Origin of the sequence: Mucilaginibacter sp. OK268, assembly GCF_900103125.1 — a bacterium.
GTDB lineage: Bacteria > Bacteroidota > Bacteroidia > Sphingobacteriales > Sphingobacteriaceae > Mucilaginibacter.
This window is the reverse complement of the sequence record NZ_FNJV01000002.1, coordinates 308,440-327,173: the sequence shown is the minus strand read 5'-3', so window position 1 is coordinate 327,173 and position 18,734 is coordinate 308,440. Positions and strand designations below refer to the sequence as shown.

Genomic DNA, 18,734 nt, shown 5'->3' with positions numbered 1-18,734 from the left:
GATGAAAAATGCAGATAGATTAGGCGGTTAAAGGATCATAGCCGCTTAAATGTATTAGTTATGAAAACAGGTGGATTAAGGCAGGTGTTATATCACGCCATTTTTAACAGCAAACATCACCAGGCCGGCGGTGTTACGTACGCCAACCTTTTCAATAATGCGCTGCCTGATGCCTTCTACAGAGCGGGGACTTAAAAATAATTCCGTACCAATTTCGGTAGCGGTTTTTTCGTTACATATCATTTTCAAAACATCCAGTTCACGTTCAGAAAATTCAATGTCCTGGTTAAATGATGGTTTAACATTGCCTTTGATAACCAGCTTTTTTAACAGGGCCTTGTTTACAATATCATTAAAATAATATCCATCCTCATGAACCGAGTAGATGGCTTTGCGGATCTCCTTAGGGTCGGCGTTTTTGAGCAGATAGCCGTTAGCTCCGTTCTCCATCAGGTGTATAATGAATTTGGCCTCATCATACATGGTCACTATTAATATTTTAATGTTATCATATTTTTTCCGGATGTGTTTGGTGGCCTCCATACCATCCATAATGGGCATCTTCAGATCCATTAAAATAACATCGGGTTGTATGAGTTCTATTTGTTGTAATAATTCCTCGCCATTATCTGCTTCAAGTACTACTTCCAGATTTTTATCCCGGTTAAGCCCTACTTTTAACCCATCTCTAAATATGGCATAATCATCGGCTATAGCTACTTTTATTTTTTGCATTATTATTTAGGTTGGAGCCATAAAAATAATTAAACTTTTATGAAAAAAAATAATAAATATTCCCAAAAGCTATATGTGCTATGTATATACTATAGTTTATGCTTTTGAATTAAAAAATGAATAGTATGAATACCCCTTTTTCATAAATTATAAAAAAAGATTTAATTTAATAATTAACTATTGGTTTATTATTAATCAATAGGAACAGAGATGTCAATGGCGTATCCACCGGCATGGTGCGAAAATTTAAGATCGGCTTTTAGTAAAATTACCCGGTTTTGTATGTTTTTTAAACCAAGTCCGTCTTTTTTAAACCGTAATTCCTCAAAATGGGTTTGTGTAAGGCCTTTACCATTATGGGTGATGGTAAGCATCAATGTTTTATTGAGATAGATGGACCGTACAAATATTTTTGTGGCCTTGGCATGTTTGGTTATATTATGAATAAACTCCTGTACAATACGATAAATACTGATGTCGTTTCGCCCTACCTGGGTAGGGTAGCTATTATCAAGGGTTACGCTGACATCCATTACCGATTCATGCGATATATTGCTGCAAAAGTGACTGATGGCCTCATTTAAACCAAACTCCTGTAGTATGCTGGAGTGCAGGCTATGCGAGATGCCCCGTATTTTGTTGATCCCCTCATCAAGCAAGTCTCTGCCTTTTTGGTATAGGCGTTGGTTCTGGTCATCGCAATCTTCAAGTTTTACACTGTAAAAATGCAGGCTCGATGCGCCCAGCAGGGCACCCACCTCGTCATGCAGCTCTTCAGCAATGCGGTGGCGTTCAATTTCCTCGCTCCGTACCGCGGCCTCTATCAACTGGTTTTTCTGCGCGTTTTGCAGGGCCTGCAACTCATTCTGATATTGGAGCTTTTTGCGTTGCGTAAATATAAAAATGAGTAAAAGGCTTATAAAAAGCATCAGCATGGCGGCAATCCCAACTACCAGTAACAAACGAATATCATTGCTCCCTTGATTCATAAAAACCTTTGGCTATAAACAAGTTAAAAATTACGTACGAAATATTATGCGCATTCCATAAGCTTATGGCAAAATGCTGCATACGTATAGTTAACTCGTTGTATAAAAGAAATATAAAAAAATTAATAGTAACATAAATACCTAAACCGGTTACTATCCAAAAGTCGGAGTTGAAAATGTTAACGTCAACATTGTCGTTAATTTTAAATAAATAATACTGTAACGTATAAAATAGAAGTAGTATGGCTTCAACGGATAATAAACGGCTGCTTAATTTCCAGTAATCAAAAAAGTTTTCGTAAAAACCAAAATTGATAACCATAAATGCTGTAAAGCAAAACGGTATAACCTTTTTTACAGTTGTTAAAAAGGGTTGTCGCAGCCTTATAAAAAACGCGCTGAACAAAAAAAAGCGTATAACCGAATGTAGATTATACAGATAATTATTGGAGTTATATGCGGCAGGTAAAATGGTCCGAAACTTCCAGGTCATATCGATGGCCAGATTAATAACCAGCGCTATCCAAACGTAAAAAACAACCGGCTTAAGTACAGCCGGCTGTTTTCTAATTAGTAATAAGGATATAGGTATTAATAACGCCCAAACTTCTGACCAATCAATAACGATCTGAAATATTTTTAACATTCGGGAATATGGTCAGTTGTTTAATTAATAGTTGCGGGTGGGGATGGATTGGTGTTAATTGGATCGGTTAGCGGATTACCAGGCAATACCACATCACCAGAGCCAGCCCTTTTATAACGATCAACATCATAATACACATGACGAGTATCGTTAACATCCGGTATAAACACCAGGTAATCTGGTTTATCACCATCTGGATCAGGGGTGTCGATGAGCAATAACATATCGGCAAGTGATATTACGTTGTTGCTCATAATAAGCGGGCCACTTAACTCCAATGCGTTATTGTTATAGTCCTCCAGCGTATCGTAATAACTGCTGTATTGATTAGCCGGCGACATGTGTCCGTACGCTATCAATTGCAGTGGCTTACTATCATCAGTAGTGCTGGCGAAAAAATAGGAGAACACAAAACTATCAATGCCAGGAGAATTATTGATCATATTCCGGATGGCGCTGATCTCGTATTTTAACCAGAAAAATTTTAGTGTTTGAATCTCGTCCATAGTAGTGTTTAGTTTTATATAACAAATGTATAGGATGGCACTGAAGTGGGTAAGCGTATAAGTACCTGAATTTTTTATACCGTATTTCTACGCAGTTGGTGGCTGGGTTGTTGCTTTATAGTTAAACAACTTATGGCGGAGCATTATTTTTTTAATGATTGCAATATAAAAGTTGATCCCACGCCCAAAGCAGCACCCGCCGCAACGTCGGTGGGGTAATGCACTCCCAGGTACATGCGCGAATAGCTCACCGAGCCTGCCCACAAAAACGCGGGGGCTATCACATACCATTTAGGATAAGCCCTGGATAAGGCCGTGGCGGTGGCAAAACTGCTGGAAGTATGCCCCGATGGGAAGGAAGTACTGCCAGCCCGGTAAACCGGTACAATATTAATATTCTGAACAAATGGGCGAGGGCGCTTAACAATATGTTTGATCAAATACGTGAGCCCGGTTGATAACAGGGTACTGCTGGCTACATATAAAGAGTTTTGCCGCATTTGCTTGTCGTTACTGATAACCCCTGCTGCCAGTAAGCCTACCGGAACGCCGATGTCGCCGTATAAATGCGTGCGGGACAAAAACATAAATATGCCGGTTTGCTCGGGTGTGCGTTGATTTTGCAGATCGATCATGATACGATCGTCTAACTGTTGAAGACCTGATTGTGCCTGTGCTGGCAAACTAAATGACAGGATGAATAATAAAAGGAGGCAAAAAAGATATGTTTTTTGGACCAGCTTCATAGGTATTGCAGGTTTAGTATAACAGTAAATATATAAGATGCTTATTTCAAATGTAGGTACTTTAAGGCATTATTAAGGCTGGTTTGTTATTTAAAATAACTTAAAACTTAATATTGAGATAATACGGGTAAAGCGGGTATAAGATACCTTTGAAATACTGTTTAAAACGAAAGTCCCCAAAGCGCTCGCCGCCGGGGACTTTCAACCTAAACCTTATCACAATAAGTAAGCAGAATGCTTACCTTATAGATGGCGCAAGTATAAAAAAAATTTTGATAGTACAATAGGCGGTAATTATCTTTTTAACAAAAAAATTACTGACTATAACGATTTAGTAAGATTAAGCCTCTCCAATTTTTATTCATTCTTCAAACTATCAACCGGATTGGCCATTGCTGCCTTAGCTGCCTGTACGCTTACGGTTATAGCTGCTACTATTAATGAAGCGGCGTCGGCAGCAATAAATATCCACCAGTGAATATTAATGCGATAGGCAAAATCCTGCAACCATTTATATGACATATACCAGGCTATAGGTGAAGCAATGATCATGGCCATGATCACCATAAGTAAAAAATCTTTTGAGATGAGTAGAATGATGGATGATACATTGGCCCCCAGTACTTTTCTGATACCGATCTCTTTAGTACGCTGAACAACTGAGTAAGCGGTAATAGCAAACAGTCCCAGGCAGGCCAGTAAAATAGCTAAAAAAGAAAAAGTGGTAAATACTTTTGCCGTTTGTTGTTCTGTACGATATAAAGCATCAAAATCATCATCTAAAAATTTGTACTCAAACGGACGGTCGGGTACGCGTTGCTTCCACAGTGTTTGTATAGCCTTGATGGTATTGGAGGTATTGTTTCCGGTTATCCGGGCAAATAAAGCCTCTGTTTGAAAATGATCTAGAAATAAGATCAAAGGACTGATAGGTGTATGAAACGATTTAAAATTAAAGTCCTTTACTACACCTTTTATAACGCCCGCTTCACCTTTTGCAATATGCTTTCCGATAGCTTGCTGGGGTGTCCATCCCAAAGCTTTTACTGCCGATTCGTTGAGTATAAACGCGTATTGGAAATTCTTATAATTGTTGGTGGTATCAATCTGTAAAACATCGGTTTGAGTAAAACCGCTACCGGCAATTATTTTAAGTTGCAGGGTTTTTATAAAATCCTCGTCCATAGGCAGGGCGTTTACAGTAAGGCTTTTACCATCGGGGGTTTGTATAGCATCGCCCCACATTACATTTACCGGTTCGTTATTGGCCGAGGCTACACTTTCAACACCAGGAATATTGTTGATCTCTTTTTTAAGCTCATCAATATGCTGCATATTATAGCCGGTAGGCAAAACCACTATATTGCTTTTATTGTAACCGATATCCTTATTGCGGATGTACGAAAGCTGCTGTAAAATAATTACCGTGGTGATGATCAGAAATATGGAGATAACAAATTGAAAAACGATAAGCGGTTTGCGGATACTTTTGCCCGAGGTAAATGAAAATCCGGTCTTTAATATTTTGGATAATTTAATGTTTGATAATAACAGCGCCGGATAGGCCCCAGCGGCTAAACCAATGGTCAGGGCCAAAAGGATGAGGCTGGAAATAATGATAGGGTCAAAAAATACGGAGTATTTAAACTGAATGCCTGCAACCTGGTTAAAATAAGGCAAAGCGATGTAAGCAATACCGATAGCCAGTAAGATGCCTATAAGGGTAACCAGTAACGCTTCTCCTATAAACTGGGTAAATAATTGCGGTTTGCCTGCACCCATCACTTTGCGGATACTGATTTCGGCACCGCGCCCTGCCGATTGGGCAATGGCCAGGTTTACATAATTAACACAGGCTATAACCAATATGAGCACCGCTACAATGATCAGTATATAAATATAAACAATGCTGCCTGCAGGCGCCAGATCGCCGGGCAGGTTTGAGTATAAATGGACCTTTGTTAAAGGCTCCAGGTAAAAAGTTACAAATTGACTTCCGGTTAAATTCAGCTCGGTTTTGTCAACAATTTTCATGTAGGCAGTTATCTTTTGCTGCAAAGGGCGCATTTGATCCTTATTTTTCAGCAACAGGTAAGTGATGTAGTTAGCGCCGTAATATTGTTCTTTTTTTGCCTGCCTCAGGGTGTTGAAGGGGATTATAAAATCAAATTTGATCTGCGAATTGGAAGGCACATCAGCCGTCACTGCCGACACGATATAATTTTTATTTTCTGATCTCAGTATCTTACCCATAGGATCTTCATCATGAAAATATTTCTTAGCGGCAGATTGTGTGATGATGATCTTATCCGGTGCGTTTAATGCTTCGTTAACATTCCCTTTGATCAGTTTGTACGAAAATATTTTAAAAAATGAAGGTTCGGCGTATATGAAATTATCTTCTTTAAACAAGAGGTCGCGATAGCCAACTATCTGGGAATTTTTGTACAACCTCACATAATCACTTATTTCAGGGAACATCCTTTTAAACTGCGGACCAACCCTGGTACCCGTGGCCGCCATTTTCTGCGAAGCGCCGCCATGATTATATTCCATGGTAACGCGTACAATATTGTCGGCGTTTTTATTGAAATGATCGTAGCCCAACTCATGCTTGATGTATATTCCGATGAGCAGGCAGCTAACAATGCCAATGGTTAAGCCAATGATATTTACAAGGGAGTAAAGCTTATTTTTCATTAAGTTTCTCCAGGCTACTTTTAAATAACTTTTTATCATGATCTGATATTTAGAATAATTGATATTACGGATCTCTGTTTTATTCGGTTCTTAAACTATTTACCGGATTGGTCAGCGCGGCTTTAATGGCTGTATAACCAACGGTTAGCCAGGCAATACATATGGATGATAAAATAGTGGCCGCGAAAAAACCTAAGCCAATAATGATATGATAGGTATAGCCCTGCAGCCACTGGTGCATAAAGTACCAGGCCAGGGGCGAGGCTATAAAAAACGCGATGATCACCAGCATGGTAAACTCTTTGGATAGCAGCACTACAATATCCTTTACAGGTGCGCCCAATACTTTACGTATGCCAATTTCCTTTTTACGCTGGATAGCCATAAATGATATCAATCCGTACAGCCCAAGGCAGGAAATAAAAATGGCAATACCCGAAAATATGGTATAAAGCTGCGAAAGCTGGTTTTCCTGCTTGTAAAAATTAGCGACGGTTTGATCCATGAATTTATATTCAAATGTAAACTCCGGGAAATTTCGGTTCCATAAACTTTCCATTGCAGCGGTGATCGCTTTTGTTTTGCTGAGGCCGATCTTGATGTTGGCCAGTCCGTATCCGTTTTTACGGGTGGTCATCACTATGGGTATAATGGGGTCGCGGAGAGAATTGTCATGAAAATCCTTTACTACACCTACTATAGGGAAAGTTCTGCCGCCCACATTAATGAGCTTACCTATAGCATCCTTAGGGCTTTGGATGCCTAATTTTCTGATTACCGTTTCGTTTACCACATACTCCCGCATGGTATCAGACGGGAAGTAGGCTCTCCCCGCAACAATAGGCAGGCTGTATACGCTAAAAAATCCAGGGTCGGCCATCTTCATACTAACCACCATGTCCGGGTTAATACTTTTGTTGCCTGGTGTGCGTAGATCAAAGTACCATCCTTCGCCGTTGGTGGAGGGAGAAAACATGCTGAAGCTGATTTTTTCGACACCGGAGATTTTCAAAAGCTGATCGCGCAGATAATCGGTTTTTGTGCGGCTAAGGCTATCGCCGGGAAAGCTTGCATAAATGATAGCGTCTTTTCTGAATCCCATGTCGGCATTCCGGAAATAATCCATTTGTGAAGTAACTATCAGCGTACCTATAATAAGCACTTGCGCAATCACAAACTGAAAAACAACCAGCCCCCTTCTGAATAAAACGCCTCTTTTTTGATCACCGCCCGCAGCTCCTTTTAAAACAGCTGCCGGTTTAAAGCCCGAAAGTACTAATGCCGGGTAAAGCCCGGAGAGCAGCGATACCATGATCAGCGCGCCAAACATGAACAGGATGATCCTGATGTTATATAACATCGACAAGGAAAGATTAATCTCGAGCAGGTTATTGAGTGCCGGAATAGTAAAGACCACAATGATCAGGGCGATTAGCAGTGCGAAAAAGCTGGTAATGATAGTTTCGCCTAAAAATTGCGCTATCAGTTGCAGGCGGTTGCCCCCTAAAACTTTTCGCACACCCACTTCCCTGGCACGGTTAACCGCCTGGGCAACGGTAAGGTTAACAAAATTTACACAAGCTACTATGAGCAGGAACAAACCGATAAGATTAAGCGCAAGGGTAAGATCTTTACTAAAAGTGCGACCGGTAAAGTTTCCGTACCGTTCGTCATAGTGCATTTCGTTCAGGGGCTGTGGCGAGAGGATGTAACTCGGGTTTATAGGTTTAATATGTCTGTTGGTAAAATCGGTCAGCAATTGTGCAAGCTGGGTTTGGGTATGGCCATCGGCAAGCTCAACAAAACAATAATTACCATCGTCAATGCCACTCCAGTTTTTAGCGTTCTGGTTATTAGTGATTGTAATGTATGATAATACTGCCTTAATAGGAAAATCTGTATTGGAGGGCGGATTGTTAAGCACACCGGTTACCTTAACATTGTTACCATCCATTTTAAGTATTTTACCTATAGCTGTTCTCCAGCTTCCAAAATATTTGGAGGCGATATCTTTAGTGAGCAGCACCGTATTAGGTTCGCTTACAGCTGTTTTAATATCGCCGGCTGCCAATCCAAAATTAAACATCTGGAAAAACTGCGGCTCCGCGAAAAATACCCCGCTTGCTTCCTTAAATCTTTTTATCGCCGATCCATCCTTTGCTGGTATAATTACCTGCACATCAGATGCGTTGCTGATAGCAGCAGTATTGGTTAATTGCGGTAACTCGGCACGCAGGGTTGAAGTTACGGGCATAGGTACACCCGTGCGATAACTCGGCTTAACGAGATCCCGGCTTACCCTAACCACCCGGTATATCCTGTCTTTCTTAGCGTGAAAGCTGTCGAAACTTTGTTCGTACTGAACTACCAGAAATATTAAGAGGAAAGCGGCAAAGCCTACTGTAAGGCCAGCGATATTGATAACCGCATTGCTTTTATGCCTGGCCAGGTTTCTGATGGCTGTTTTAATGTAGTTTTTTAGCATGGCTTATTAATTAAGTAACTAACTATTCGGTTCTTAAACTATTTACCGGGTTGGCAGTGGCTGCTTTTATAGCTGTATAGCCCACCGTTAGCCAGGCAATACATACCGAGGCCAAAATAGTAGCCGCGAAAAACCATATGCCTATCATGATATGATAAGTATAGCCCTGCAGCCATTGATGCATAAAATACCAGGCCAGGGGCGAGGCAATCAAAAACGCGATGATCACCAGTATGGTAAACTCTTTGGACAACAGGATCACGATATCCTTTATAGGTGCGCCCAATACTTTGCGTATACCGATCTCCTTTTTGCGTTGTATGGCCATAAACGATATCAACCCGTACAAGCCCAGGCAGGAAATGAAAATGGCGATTCCCGAAAATATGGTATACAAAGCTGAAAGCTGATTTTCCTGTTTATAATAATTGGCTATGGTTTGATCCATAAACTTATACTCGAGCGTAAACTCCGGAAAGTTTTTGTTCCATATATTTTCCATCGTGGCGGTGATCGATTTTGCTTTGCTCAGATCGATCCGCAGGTTGGCCAGCCCGTATCCGTTTTTGTTGGTGCTCAATACTATCGGGTCAATAGGGTCGCGGAGCGAATTGGCATGAAAATCCTTCACTACACCTACAATAGGTAAGGTTCTTCCGCTTACATTGATGGGCATGCCAATAGCATCCTTGGGGTTTTGGATACCTAATTTTCTGACTACGGTTTCATTTACCACAAACTCACGCATGGTATCTGCTGCGAAGTATATCCGGCCCGCTACAAGCTGTAAATTATACACGCCGAAGAAATCCGGATCGGCTATTTTCATGTTCACGATCATATCCGGATTAACACCTTTATGGCCTTCCTTATTGAGGTCGGTAGCCCAGCCGCCTCCGTCTGATACCGGCGAAAACATGCTGAAGCCAACCTTTTCAACACCCGGGATTTTGGCTAACTGATCGCGCAGATAGTCAACCTTGGTGCGGCTGAGGCTATCGCCAGGGAAGCTCGCGTAAATAACAGCGTCTTTTCTGAAGCCCATGTTTGCCGTGCGGAAATAATCCATTTGCGAAGCTACCACCAGCGTACCAATGATGAGGGTTTGCGCAATCACAAACTGAAAAACAACCAGCCCCCGCCTGAACATAACCCCTTGTTTTTGATCGGCACCTGAGGCGCCTTTTAAAACACTTACCGGTCTAAAGCCCGAAAGCACAAGTGCCGGATAAAATCCGGAAAGAAATGACACCAGCAATAAAGCCCCAAACAGGAATAGGACCAATCGGGGGCTATATAAAGTTGATGCGGTAAGATTGATCTCCAATAGGTTATTAACGGCAGGGATAGCGATAACAACGATGATAAGCGAAATGAGCATGGCCAGCAGGCTGGTGATGCCGGTTTCGCCTAAGAACTGTGCTATCAATTGTGTCCGGCTGCCGCCCAGAACTTTTCTTACGCCTACTTCGCGGGCACGGTTAACAGCCTGGGCTATAGTAAGGTTTATAAAGTTTACGCAGGCTACAATAAGCAGGAACAGGCCAATAAGGCTAAGCGCCAATATCAGATCCTTGCTAAAAGTGCGGCCGGTAAAATTTCCGTACCGTTCATCATAATGCAACTCATTCAGCGCCTGGGGCGAAAGATCATAACCGGAGTTTATAGGTTTAATATGCCTGTCGGTAAAACCACTAAGTGCCCGGCTAAGCTGATTTACAGTGTGGTTTTGGGCCAATTGAACAAAGCAATAATTACCATCATTAATACCTCCCCAGTTTTTATTGTCAGGCTTAAATAAGGTAATATAGGATAATACTCCTTTAATAGGGAAATCGGTATTGTCAGGTGGATTCTCGAGAATGCCTGTTACTTTTATAGATATTCCACTCATTTTTAGCGTTTTACCTATAATGCCTTGCCAGCTGCCAAAGTATTTTGAAGCGCTGGCTTTGGTGAGTAGTATCGTGTTGGGTTCTGCAAGCGCTGTTTTTATATCACCTTCGGCTAAGGGGAAATCAAATATTTGGAAAAACTGGGGTTCAGCGAAAAAGAACCCGCTTGCCTCTTTGAATTTTTTCTGTGCCGATCCATCCCTGGGTGTTACAATCACCTGCAGGTCGCCTGTGTTAATGATGGCGGCTGCGTTAGTCACTTCCGATAACTCTGTACGTATGGTTGATGTTACCGGTACGGGTACGCCTGTACGGTATTCGCGGTTAACAGGGTTTCGTCCGATCCGTACCACCCGGTATATCTTATCTTTTTTTGTATGAAAACTGTCGAAACTTTGTTGGTACTGAACCACCAGGAATATTAAAAGGAAAGCTGCGAAGCCTACGGTAAGGCCAGCGATATTGATCACCGCATTGCTTTTATGCCTGGCAAGGTTCCTGATGGCTGTTTTAATGTAGTTTTTTAGCATGGCTTATTAATTTAAGAGACCGCTCCGGTATGGTCAATATCCTACCGCTAAATAAATACCATATTGTTAAATAATTGATAATATGGTTGTTGTGGTTTAAATGACTTATAAAAGCGTTCGCTTATGATACAGTTGATGTCCGGTTTTATAAGGATAGGTTTAATTATAGGCTACACAAAAATAAATGCCCGGCATTTAGCGTTGCTAAGCTAAATTAAACACTAAAAATGATTATAAACCGATGAGGGCTTTTGTACACCGGTACCTGTTGATTATCGACCGGTTCATCATCAAAAAATACCTGGGTACGTTTGTATTCACCATGGCCATTTTCCTGGTGATATCGGTGGTGTTTGATATCTCGCAAAAGTTAGAAAACTTTACCGATCATCACGCCAAACTGCACGATATTGTATTTGGCTATTATGCCGGGTTTATCCCATATTACCTCAACCTGCTTTCGCCGCTCATCAACTTCCTGGCGGTGATATTTTTTACTGCGAAAACAGCCAATCAAACAGAAATAGTGCCCATCCTGAGTGGGAAGGTTAGTTTTAACCGTTTTCTGCGGCCATATTTTATAGCGGCTACGCTTATATTCATCGTATCATTTTTTGCCAATGTATATCTCATCCCTTATACCAATCACCTGAAAAACAGGTTCGAAAACGCCAACGGGATCACAGATAACGACCCTAATAAAAGCCAGGTGCACATGCAGATAGATAAACATACCTATGTTTATCTGGATCAGTATAACCCGGCTGTGCACACCGGCTATCAATTCATTATGGAGAAGTTTGATGAGGATACGCTTCGCGAAAAGCTTATCGCTAACCAGGTAACTTATGATTCGGTAAAACGGATATGGTCATTAAAGGATTATACTGTAAAGTATGTCAATGGGCTCCGCGAACAGTTTATCCGCAGCGGGGCTAAAAAAGATACTGTTTTAGATATGCGCCCAACAGACTTTATTGTTTACGATAACGAATACTCGGCCATGTCATTAAATGATCTCAATAAAAACATCAACACAGAAAAACTACGCCGGCCAGAGGTGCTCAATAAATTGTACTATGAAAAGCTACACAGGTTTGTTTATCCTTTATCGGCTTATGTGTTAACTGTGCTGGGCGTGGCCTTGTCATCCCGCAAGGTACGCGGTGGCGTGGGTTTACCATTGGGGATAGGCATCATACTCTGCTTTACCTACGTGATCATCGAGCGGTTTGCCGTCGTTTTTTCGGTAAATGGAGGCGTGCCGCCTATTGTTGCCGTGATGATACCCAATATTTTGTTTAGTATGATAGGCGGGTATTTGCTCATCAAAGCGCCGAAATAATTAATTCGGTCACCTCAGGTCCTTTGTGAGAAGCTCTTAATGGACAAAAAAATATCATCCTCGGGTCATAAAGAGTGGAAGGATTGAAATTTTATCTTAAAATAAACTTTTTAGTATATTTTTGTATCATAAAATTTATTAAAATGCTTACTAAAGCCGAAAGAACAAAGCAATTTATCATAGAAACAGCAGCCCCTATTTTTAATCAAAAAGGGATATCCGGTGCTAATATAGACGACGTGCTTGCTGCCACAAAACTGACTAAAGGATGTCTTTACGGTCATTTTGAAGGCAAGGAAGACCTTGCCTTGCAGGTTGTTGATTTTATGCTGAATAATAATGGCGAGAAAATGTTACTAACCATTAGCCAGGGTAAAACAGCAAAAGCTAAGGTATTTGCCTTTCTCGATTTTTATAGAGATCCTTTGAATACTTACCTTAAGGGTGGTTGTCCGGTATTTAATATGGCTGTGGAATCTGATGATAACTTTCCGGCCATTAAAGAAAAGATAGCGGGAATCATTCGGCATGGACAGGAATTGTTTGTTAATATTTTAAGTCAAGGCATCGCCCACGGTGAGTTTTCTGAGCAGCTTGATCCGGCCGTTTATGCATTCAAAGCGGTGTCTGCGGTTGAAGGTGCAGTTGTGATGTGCAGGGCGATGAATACTGCAAAGCCAATGGCTGGTTTACTCAGGAGCCTGAAAGCGGAGTTAGAAAGTTATGCGATATAAATTTTTTTTGATATAAAATATACTAAAAAGTCTTTTTTGTAGGCATAACTAAAAGCAAAACATAAACACATCATACTAATTAAGTAAATAAAAAGTGAAAAATTGTCATAAAATATACTAAAAAATCTAAAATAAAAAATCATGGAATTAAAAGGAAAAACGATTTTAGTCACAGGTGCCTCATCGGGTATCGGGCTGCTTGTGGCCAGCAAGCTCCACGAAAATGGCTACCAGGTAATCGGCACAAGCCGGGATCCCCAAAAACACCAGGCAAAATTACCATTTAAGTTACTGCCATTGGACCTGAATGATGACCATTCTATTGCATCTTTTGGCGAGCAACTATTCAGTCAGATCAAAACTTTAGATGTGCTGATCAACAACGCGGGTTTCTTAGTAAACGGACTTGCCGAGGAAACCCCTATTGCGTTAGGCAAACAGCAGTTTGAGACCAACTTTTGGGGAACGATCAAATTAACCAACGCGTTGCTACCCTACTTCAGGAAGCAAAAGCACGGAAAAATAATTACGCTTGGTTCCCTGCTGGGTTTAGTTAGTCTTCCAAATACTGCCTACTATTCGGCTTCCAAACATGCCCTCGAAGGTTATTTTAAGGCACTCCGGTTTGAATTGAACCAGTTTAATATCAAGGTGGTTATGGTTGAGCCCATCAGTTTTAAAACCAATATCGGCGAAAGTGCAACTGTAGCGAAAGGAACGATCTCAGACTATGATCAGTTCCGGCAAAAGGTTATCGCGTATACCAAAACGGCATTTGATAAGGCACCCGATCCTGCGCCGGTTATCGCTACTTTATTGCGGGCAGTGAAGGAAAAAAATCCAACGTTTGGTTACCCTGTAGGAAAAGGATCCTCAATCGTACTCCTGCTTCAACATTTCGCCTATAAATTTTTCGAGAAATCCATTCTGAAATCGATTAACGCTTCAAAATAGAATTAACAAAAGAGATAAAATCATGCAATTAAAAGGAAAAACGGTATTGATCACAGGTGGTGCATCAGGTATCGGGCTGGAAGCAGCAAAACAATTTTTAGCCAATGGCGCCAGTGTGATCATCACCGGCAGAAACCAGGAAAAATTAAATGAAGCCAGGAAGCTATATCCGGCAATTACGACCATTAAAAGTGATGTATCAGATGCCGGTGATGCTCAAAAACTTTTCAACCAGGTACAGCAATTGGGCGGTATAGATATTTTATATAATAACGCAGGAGTGTTAACTGACCCGATCAACCTCGGTACAGCAAGCGGTCAGCATTTTGAGGACGCGGCGTACGAAATGAACGTCAATTACCTGGGGGTGATCCGGCTTAACAACCTGTTTATCGATATGCTTAAATCAAGGAAAGAAAGCGCGATCATCAACACTACTTCATTATTGAGTTATGTTCCGTCATTACTGGAAGCCACTTATTCAGCTTCTAAAGTAGCATTGCAGTTTTACACCAAATCGCTTAGAAAGCACCTACAGATTTTGAACAGCAGCGTAAAGGTTTTTGAACTTTTACCGCCGCTTGTTGCCACAGAAATGACAACTGATATGAACGGCAAAAAAATGACCACGGCAGATATGGTGAAAGCCTTTATTGCAGGCCTTAAAAAAGATCAGCTTACTATCCGTATAGGCGATACCAAAATAGTGTATATACTCAACCGGCTTTTTCCGAAAATGACTTTTAATTTAGCTAATCCTAAGAAAAGTTACAAAGTAATAGCCTCGTAAAACCATTATAACCATAGAAAAATGAAAGCATTCATTATAGACAAATATAAAAGCAAGGATGGCGGCCGCATTGGGCAAGTGCCTGTTCCGGAACCGCAGGCAGATGAGGTGCTGGTAGAAGTACATGCTGCCGGTATAAACCTGCTGGATTCCAAAATCAGCAACGGGGAGTTCAAACTCATTTTACCGTATAAGACACCATTTGTTTTGGGCCATGACGTAGCGGGTATCGTGACTAAGGTCGGCGCCCGGGTGCAGCAATTTAAAGTTGGAGACGAGGTTTATGCTCGACCGGCAGATCACCGGATTGGAACGTTTGCAGAATTCATTGCGATTAAGGAAGCTGATTTAGCGCTTAAGCCGAAAAAGCTGAGCATGGAACAAGCCGCATCCATCCCACTGGTGGGCCTGACCGCCTGGCAGGCACTGATCGAAAAGGGGAACCTGAAGAAAGGGCAGAAAGTATTCATCCAGGCAGGCTCCGGTGGCGTAGGCACTTTTGCTATTCAACTGGCGAAATACCTGAGTGCTACCGTAGCTACCACTACAAGCGCAGCTAATATCGAGTTGGTGAAAGGCCTCGGAGCAGATGTGGTTATCGATTACAAAAAAGATGACTTTGAGAAAATTCTGAACGGTTACGACCTGGTCTTGAATAGTCAGGACGGAAAGACACTCGAGAAGTCGCTGCGCGTATTAAAGCTTGGTGGAAAACTCATCTCGATCTCTGGCCCGCCTGATCCGGATTTTGCGGAAGAAATTGGAGTCCCCTGGTTCGTGAAATTGATCATGCGTTTATTGAGCTCCGGAGTGAGAAAAAAAGCAAAACGGCTTAACGTGGGCTTTTCATTTCTATTTATGAAGGCCAATGGAGCACAGTTAAAAGAGATCACTTCCCTTATAAATTCTGGTACTATAATACCGGTTGTGGACAAAGTATTCCCATTTGAGTTGATCAAAGAAGCAATAGCCTATGTTGAAAGCGGGAGGGCTAAAGGAAAAGTCGTTGTTAAAATGAAGTAAGATGGTCTTGCCTCGTTCGGCATGACAACAATGTACGTTTGGACAATTTTTAAAAGCCAGGGTGTGTGCGATTCTTTCCCTCGGGAAGGGGAGGAAGGGGTTTCATCCCCCAGACAATTCAGTCGCTTGTATAAACCCCTCCCTGCCACTTCACCGCCAGCCGCACCCCTCCCGTGGGGAGGGAACTGAAAATCCTGTTTAAATGATTTTTACAGCCGTCGCTCGGCTCCAGCCGAGTGATCGGTATTACCCGGCCTCTGGCCGCTGTAAAAAGCAAGATTATATTTGACTCACAGGCCAGAGGCCTGCAAATAGTCGTCACTCCGCCGGAGCCGAGCGACTGCATAATGCTAATAAAAATCAAAAAGGCCTGTCACCCTGAGCCTGTCGAAGGGCGCGCGCAGAGGCCTGCCCACCATGCTTCGACGCAGCTCAGCATGACACCCTTTTTAGATTCAAAATGATAAAGGTAATTTCCCTACGCACTCTCCTTTGGAGAGGGCTGGGGTGAGGTCTCCTTACGTTGCGCCATCAGGCTTTTGCCGGCTTGCAGCAGTTCCTGGGTTATGTTGCGGGTATAGGTTTTGATCTCCTGCTGAAAATCGTCGACCGAAGCACCTGAGCGAATCTCTTCCAGTCGTTTTTCCCAGTTGCCGGTTAGCTCAGCCTGGGCTATTTTCTGATCTTTTACTACGTTGTATACGCTGAGCCCGGTTGGGGTGGGTACCAGGTTCTTTTTTTCGCGAATGATGTAATCCCGTTTAATCAACGTTTCAATAATGGATGCACGGGTGGCGGGTGTGCCCAGTCCGCTATCCTTCATAGCGTAGCGCAGCTCTTCGTCCTCAATTTCTTTGCCCGCGGTTTCCAGCGCTTTTAACAGCGAGGCTTCGTTGTATAGTGGTTTGGGTTTGGTTTGTTTCTCGAGCAGGGCCTTTTCGGGGATGGGCAGGCGCTCGTCTTGCTGTACTTTGGGCAGACTCGCGTTTTCTTCGTCCTTCTTTTCCTCGTCGGGATCATTTAATACCGAACGCCATCCAGCCGAGCTGATCACCGTTCCGCTGGCGGTAAACAGGGAGCCCGATTGTACCGTGATCTTAGTGATCTCCTTGATACATTCCTGGTGAAAAGCTTCCAGCATCCGCGCGGCCACCAGGTCGTAAATGGCCTGCAGATCGCCGGAGAGCTGATATGGTTTTTCGCCGGTAGGCAGTATAGCATGGTGATCCGTTACTTTTTTGGCGTTCACACTGCGTTTGTTCAGTTTTATCGTAGCCAAAAAAGCGGCTTGCTTGCCAAACTCCGGGTGCTCGTTAAATTTTTCTATCAATCCGGGTACAGTGGCAAATACATCATCGCCAATATAGCGGCTACCGGTACGCGGATAGGTAACCAGCTTGCCCTCATATAGGGTTTGCAGCAAGCCAAGGGTTTGGTCGGCGGTAAAGCCCTTGCGTTTGTTGGCTTCCTGTTGTAAGCTGCTCAGATCATGTAATAACGGCGGCGGTTCCTTGCGGGGTTTGGCCTCTACGCTTACTATATGGCCGCCATTAGGGAAGCCCGAAGGTACGTCTTCCACCTTATCTACTATAGCCTGTGCCTCTTCGGTAGTTTTAAAGCTTTCAGTAGAGATGGCCCGGAAAACCTGTCCGTCCTTATCTACCTGGATACTTACCTGGTAATACAGCTGCGGCACAAAATTCTTGTTTTCGAGGTAACGCGAACAGATCATGGCCAGGGTAGGGGTTTGCACTCTGCCCAGCGAAAGCACCGCCCGGGTACCTGCCGAAATGCTGAGCGCCTGCGTGGCGTTCATACCCACCAGCCAATCCGACTGGGAGCGGCAATGTGCCGAATTGAACAGCGTATCATAATCGGTGCCGGGTTTCAGATTGCGGAAACCCTCCTTAATAGCTTCATCAGTTTGCGACGATATCCAGAGCCTTTTAAAGGGCTTTTTGCATTTGAGGTAATAGTAAATATAGCGGAAGATGAGCTCACCTTCGCGCCCGGCATCCGTTGCCACGATGATCTCGGTAGCTTCGTCAAACAGGGCCTTGATGGTGTTTAGCTGTTTTTTAACGGAGGGATCATCTACTATACCATCCTTGGTTTTTACCTTGCGGATGCTGAGTTTAAACTTGGGTGGTAGCATGGGCAGATTCTGAACGCTCCAGCCGTAAAAGCCATACTCCTGCGGCGGCGCCAGCTGTAAAAGGTGACCGAAGGCCCAGGTAAATGTATAGCCCTTGCCTTCCATATAACCATCCTTTTTGGTGGTAGCGCCAAACACTTTGGCAATTTCGCGGGCTACGGATGGTTTTTCGGCAATGATAACTTTCATGTACAGGATGGCGCTCAAAATTAATTTGAGAGGCGAAAGTTAGATAAACCAAGCGGTTGGTACAATGGATGTGGAAAAAAGGGCCTCCGCGCAGCTCTTTCCAAAGGAGGTCAGTAAAGGAAAAAGAATACGTCATTGCGAGGTACAAAGCAATCACTATGCTATACAGAGCCACTTTGCATGGCGTATACCCGCTCTTGGCTGCGGGAGGGTCAGTCACGTTTTTCGTTGTTGTTTGTTTCTTTATAGGTACTCAAGATGGCTTCGCCGTATGTCGCCACAAAAGTAACCAGACCGAGCGGAGCGAGATAA

14 protein-coding genes are annotated in these 18,734 nt (G+C 42.7%); 5 read left to right on the top strand and 9 right to left on the bottom strand.

All coding sequences use genetic code 11. From position 1 onward, the window contains the following. Positions 1-87: 87 nt before the first annotated feature. The 8 genes from BLR84_RS07295 to BLR84_RS07260 all read right to left on the bottom strand — a co-directional run bounded on the left by BLR84_RS07295 (position 88) and on the right by BLR84_RS07260 (position 11,232). Complete coding sequence (locus BLR84_RS07295; RefSeq protein WP_090466466.1) at positions 88-735, bottom strand: response regulator transcription factor; 648 nt, start codon at positions 733-735, stop codon at positions 88-90. A 191-nt stretch (positions 736-926) separates the two neighbouring features. Further along, positions 927-1,724 (bottom strand): sensor histidine kinase, encoded by a 798-nt coding sequence (locus tag BLR84_RS07290; protein WP_090466463.1) that lies wholly within the window; start codon positions 1,722-1,724, stop codon positions 927-929. After that, positions 1,705-2,370, bottom strand: coding sequence for a hypothetical protein (locus BLR84_RS07285; RefSeq protein ID WP_090466461.1), 666 nt, complete (start codon positions 2,368-2,370; stop codon positions 1,705-1,707). Before BLR84_RS07285 ends, BLR84_RS07290 begins: the two co-directional genes overlap by 20 nt. Before the next feature lie 20 nt (positions 2,371-2,390). Continuing rightward, positions 2,391-2,876 (bottom strand): hypothetical protein, encoded by a 486-nt coding sequence (locus BLR84_RS07280; protein WP_090466460.1) that lies wholly within the window; start codon positions 2,874-2,876, stop codon positions 2,391-2,393. A 143-nt stretch (positions 2,877-3,019) separates the two neighbouring features. Beyond that, entirely contained in the window at positions 3,020-3,622 is a 603-nt protein-coding gene (locus tag BLR84_RS07275) for a phosphatase PAP2 family protein (RefSeq protein WP_090466459.1), read from the bottom strand. 357 nt (positions 3,623-3,979) lie between these two features. Continuing rightward, positions 3,980-6,361, bottom strand: a complete 2,382-nt coding sequence (locus tag BLR84_RS07270; RefSeq protein ID WP_090466457.1) for an ABC transporter permease — start codon at positions 6,359-6,361, stop codon at positions 3,980-3,982. Positions 6,362-6,401: 40 nt separating this feature from the next. Continuing rightward, complete coding sequence (locus tag BLR84_RS07265) at positions 6,402-8,807, bottom strand: ABC transporter permease (protein WP_090466455.1); 2,406 nt, start codon at positions 8,805-8,807, stop codon at positions 6,402-6,404. 22 nt (positions 8,808-8,829) lie between these two features. Then, positions 8,830-11,232 carry an ABC transporter permease gene (locus tag BLR84_RS07260; RefSeq protein ID WP_090466453.1) on the bottom strand — a complete coding sequence of 801 codons (2,403 nt, stop codon included), beginning with the start codon at positions 11,230-11,232 and terminating at the stop codon, positions 8,830-8,832. Positions 11,233-11,473: 241 nt separating this feature from the next. On the opposite strand from BLR84_RS07260, the gene BLR84_RS07255 reads away from it, so the two are divergent. The 5 genes from BLR84_RS07255 to BLR84_RS07235 all read left to right on the top strand — a co-directional run bounded on the left by BLR84_RS07255 (position 11,474) and on the right by BLR84_RS07235 (position 16,078). Then, entirely contained in the window at positions 11,474-12,577 is a 1,104-nt protein-coding gene (locus BLR84_RS07255; RefSeq protein ID WP_176851987.1) for an LptF/LptG family permease, read from the top strand. A gap of 83 nt (positions 12,578-12,660) precedes the next feature. Then, positions 12,661-13,311, top strand: coding sequence for a TetR/AcrR family transcriptional regulator (locus BLR84_RS07250; protein ID WP_255366874.1), 651 nt, complete (start codon positions 12,661-12,663; stop codon positions 13,309-13,311). Positions 13,312-13,452: 141 nt separating this feature from the next. Beyond that, a complete protein-coding gene (locus tag BLR84_RS07245; RefSeq protein WP_090466450.1) occupies positions 13,453-14,265 on the top strand; it encodes an SDR family NAD(P)-dependent oxidoreductase in 813 nt (270 codons plus the stop codon). A gap of 22 nt (positions 14,266-14,287) precedes the next feature. After that, complete coding sequence (locus BLR84_RS07240; protein ID WP_090466448.1) at positions 14,288-15,055, top strand: SDR family oxidoreductase; 768 nt, start codon at positions 14,288-14,290, stop codon at positions 15,053-15,055. 21 nt (positions 15,056-15,076) lie between these two features. Further along, positions 15,077-16,078 (top strand): NADP-dependent oxidoreductase, encoded by a 1,002-nt coding sequence (locus BLR84_RS07235; protein ID WP_090466447.1) that lies wholly within the window; start codon positions 15,077-15,079, stop codon positions 16,076-16,078. A 478-nt stretch (positions 16,079-16,556) separates the two neighbouring features. On the opposite strand, the gene BLR84_RS07225 is transcribed toward BLR84_RS07235, so the two are convergent. After that, entirely contained in the window at positions 16,557-18,422 is a 1,866-nt protein-coding gene (locus tag BLR84_RS07225; protein WP_090466443.1) for a DNA topoisomerase 3, read from the bottom strand. Positions 18,423-18,734: the final 312 nt, after the last annotated feature.

Bases quoted from the DNA above. Each gene is read 5' to 3' on its own strand.
- BLR84_RS07260 (WP_090466453.1), bottom strand. From the start codon at position 11,232: ATGCTAAAAAACTACATTAAAACAGCCATCAGGAACCTTGCCAGGCAT.
- BLR84_RS07295 (WP_090466466.1), bottom strand. From the start codon at position 735: ATGCAAAAAATAAAAGTAGCTATAGCCGATGATTATGCCATATTTAGA.
- BLR84_RS07255 (WP_176851987.1), top strand. From the start codon at position 11,474: ATGAGGGCTTTTGTACACCGGTACCTGTTGATTATCGACCGGTTCATC.
- BLR84_RS07265 (WP_090466455.1), bottom strand. From the start codon at position 8,807: ATGCTAAAAAACTACATTAAAACAGCCATCAGAAACCTGGCCAGGCAT.
- BLR84_RS07280 (WP_090466460.1), bottom strand. From the start codon at position 2,876: ATGGACGAGATTCAAACACTAAAATTTTTCTGGTTAAAATACGAGATC.
- BLR84_RS07235 (WP_090466447.1), top strand. From the start codon at position 15,077: ATGAAAGCATTCATTATAGACAAATATAAAAGCAAGGATGGCGGCCGC.
- BLR84_RS07290 (WP_090466463.1), bottom strand. From the start codon at position 1,724: ATGAATCAAGGGAGCAATGATATTCGTTTGTTACTGGTAGTTGGGATT.
- BLR84_RS07285 (WP_090466461.1), bottom strand. From the start codon at position 2,370: ATGTTAAAAATATTTCAGATCGTTATTGATTGGTCAGAAGTTTGGGCG.
- BLR84_RS07240 (WP_090466448.1), top strand. From the start codon at position 14,288: ATGCAATTAAAAGGAAAAACGGTATTGATCACAGGTGGTGCATCAGGT.
- BLR84_RS07275 (WP_090466459.1), bottom strand. From the start codon at position 3,622: ATGAAGCTGGTCCAAAAAACATATCTTTTTTGCCTCCTTTTATTATTC.
- BLR84_RS07225 (WP_090466443.1), bottom strand. From the start codon at position 18,422: ATGAAAGTTATCATTGCCGAAAAACCATCCGTAGCCCGCGAAATTGCC.
- BLR84_RS07270 (WP_090466457.1), bottom strand. From the start codon at position 6,361: ATGATAAAAAGTTATTTAAAAGTAGCCTGGAGAAACTTAATGAAAAAT.
- BLR84_RS07245 (WP_090466450.1), top strand. From the start codon at position 13,453: ATGGAATTAAAAGGAAAAACGATTTTAGTCACAGGTGCCTCATCGGGT.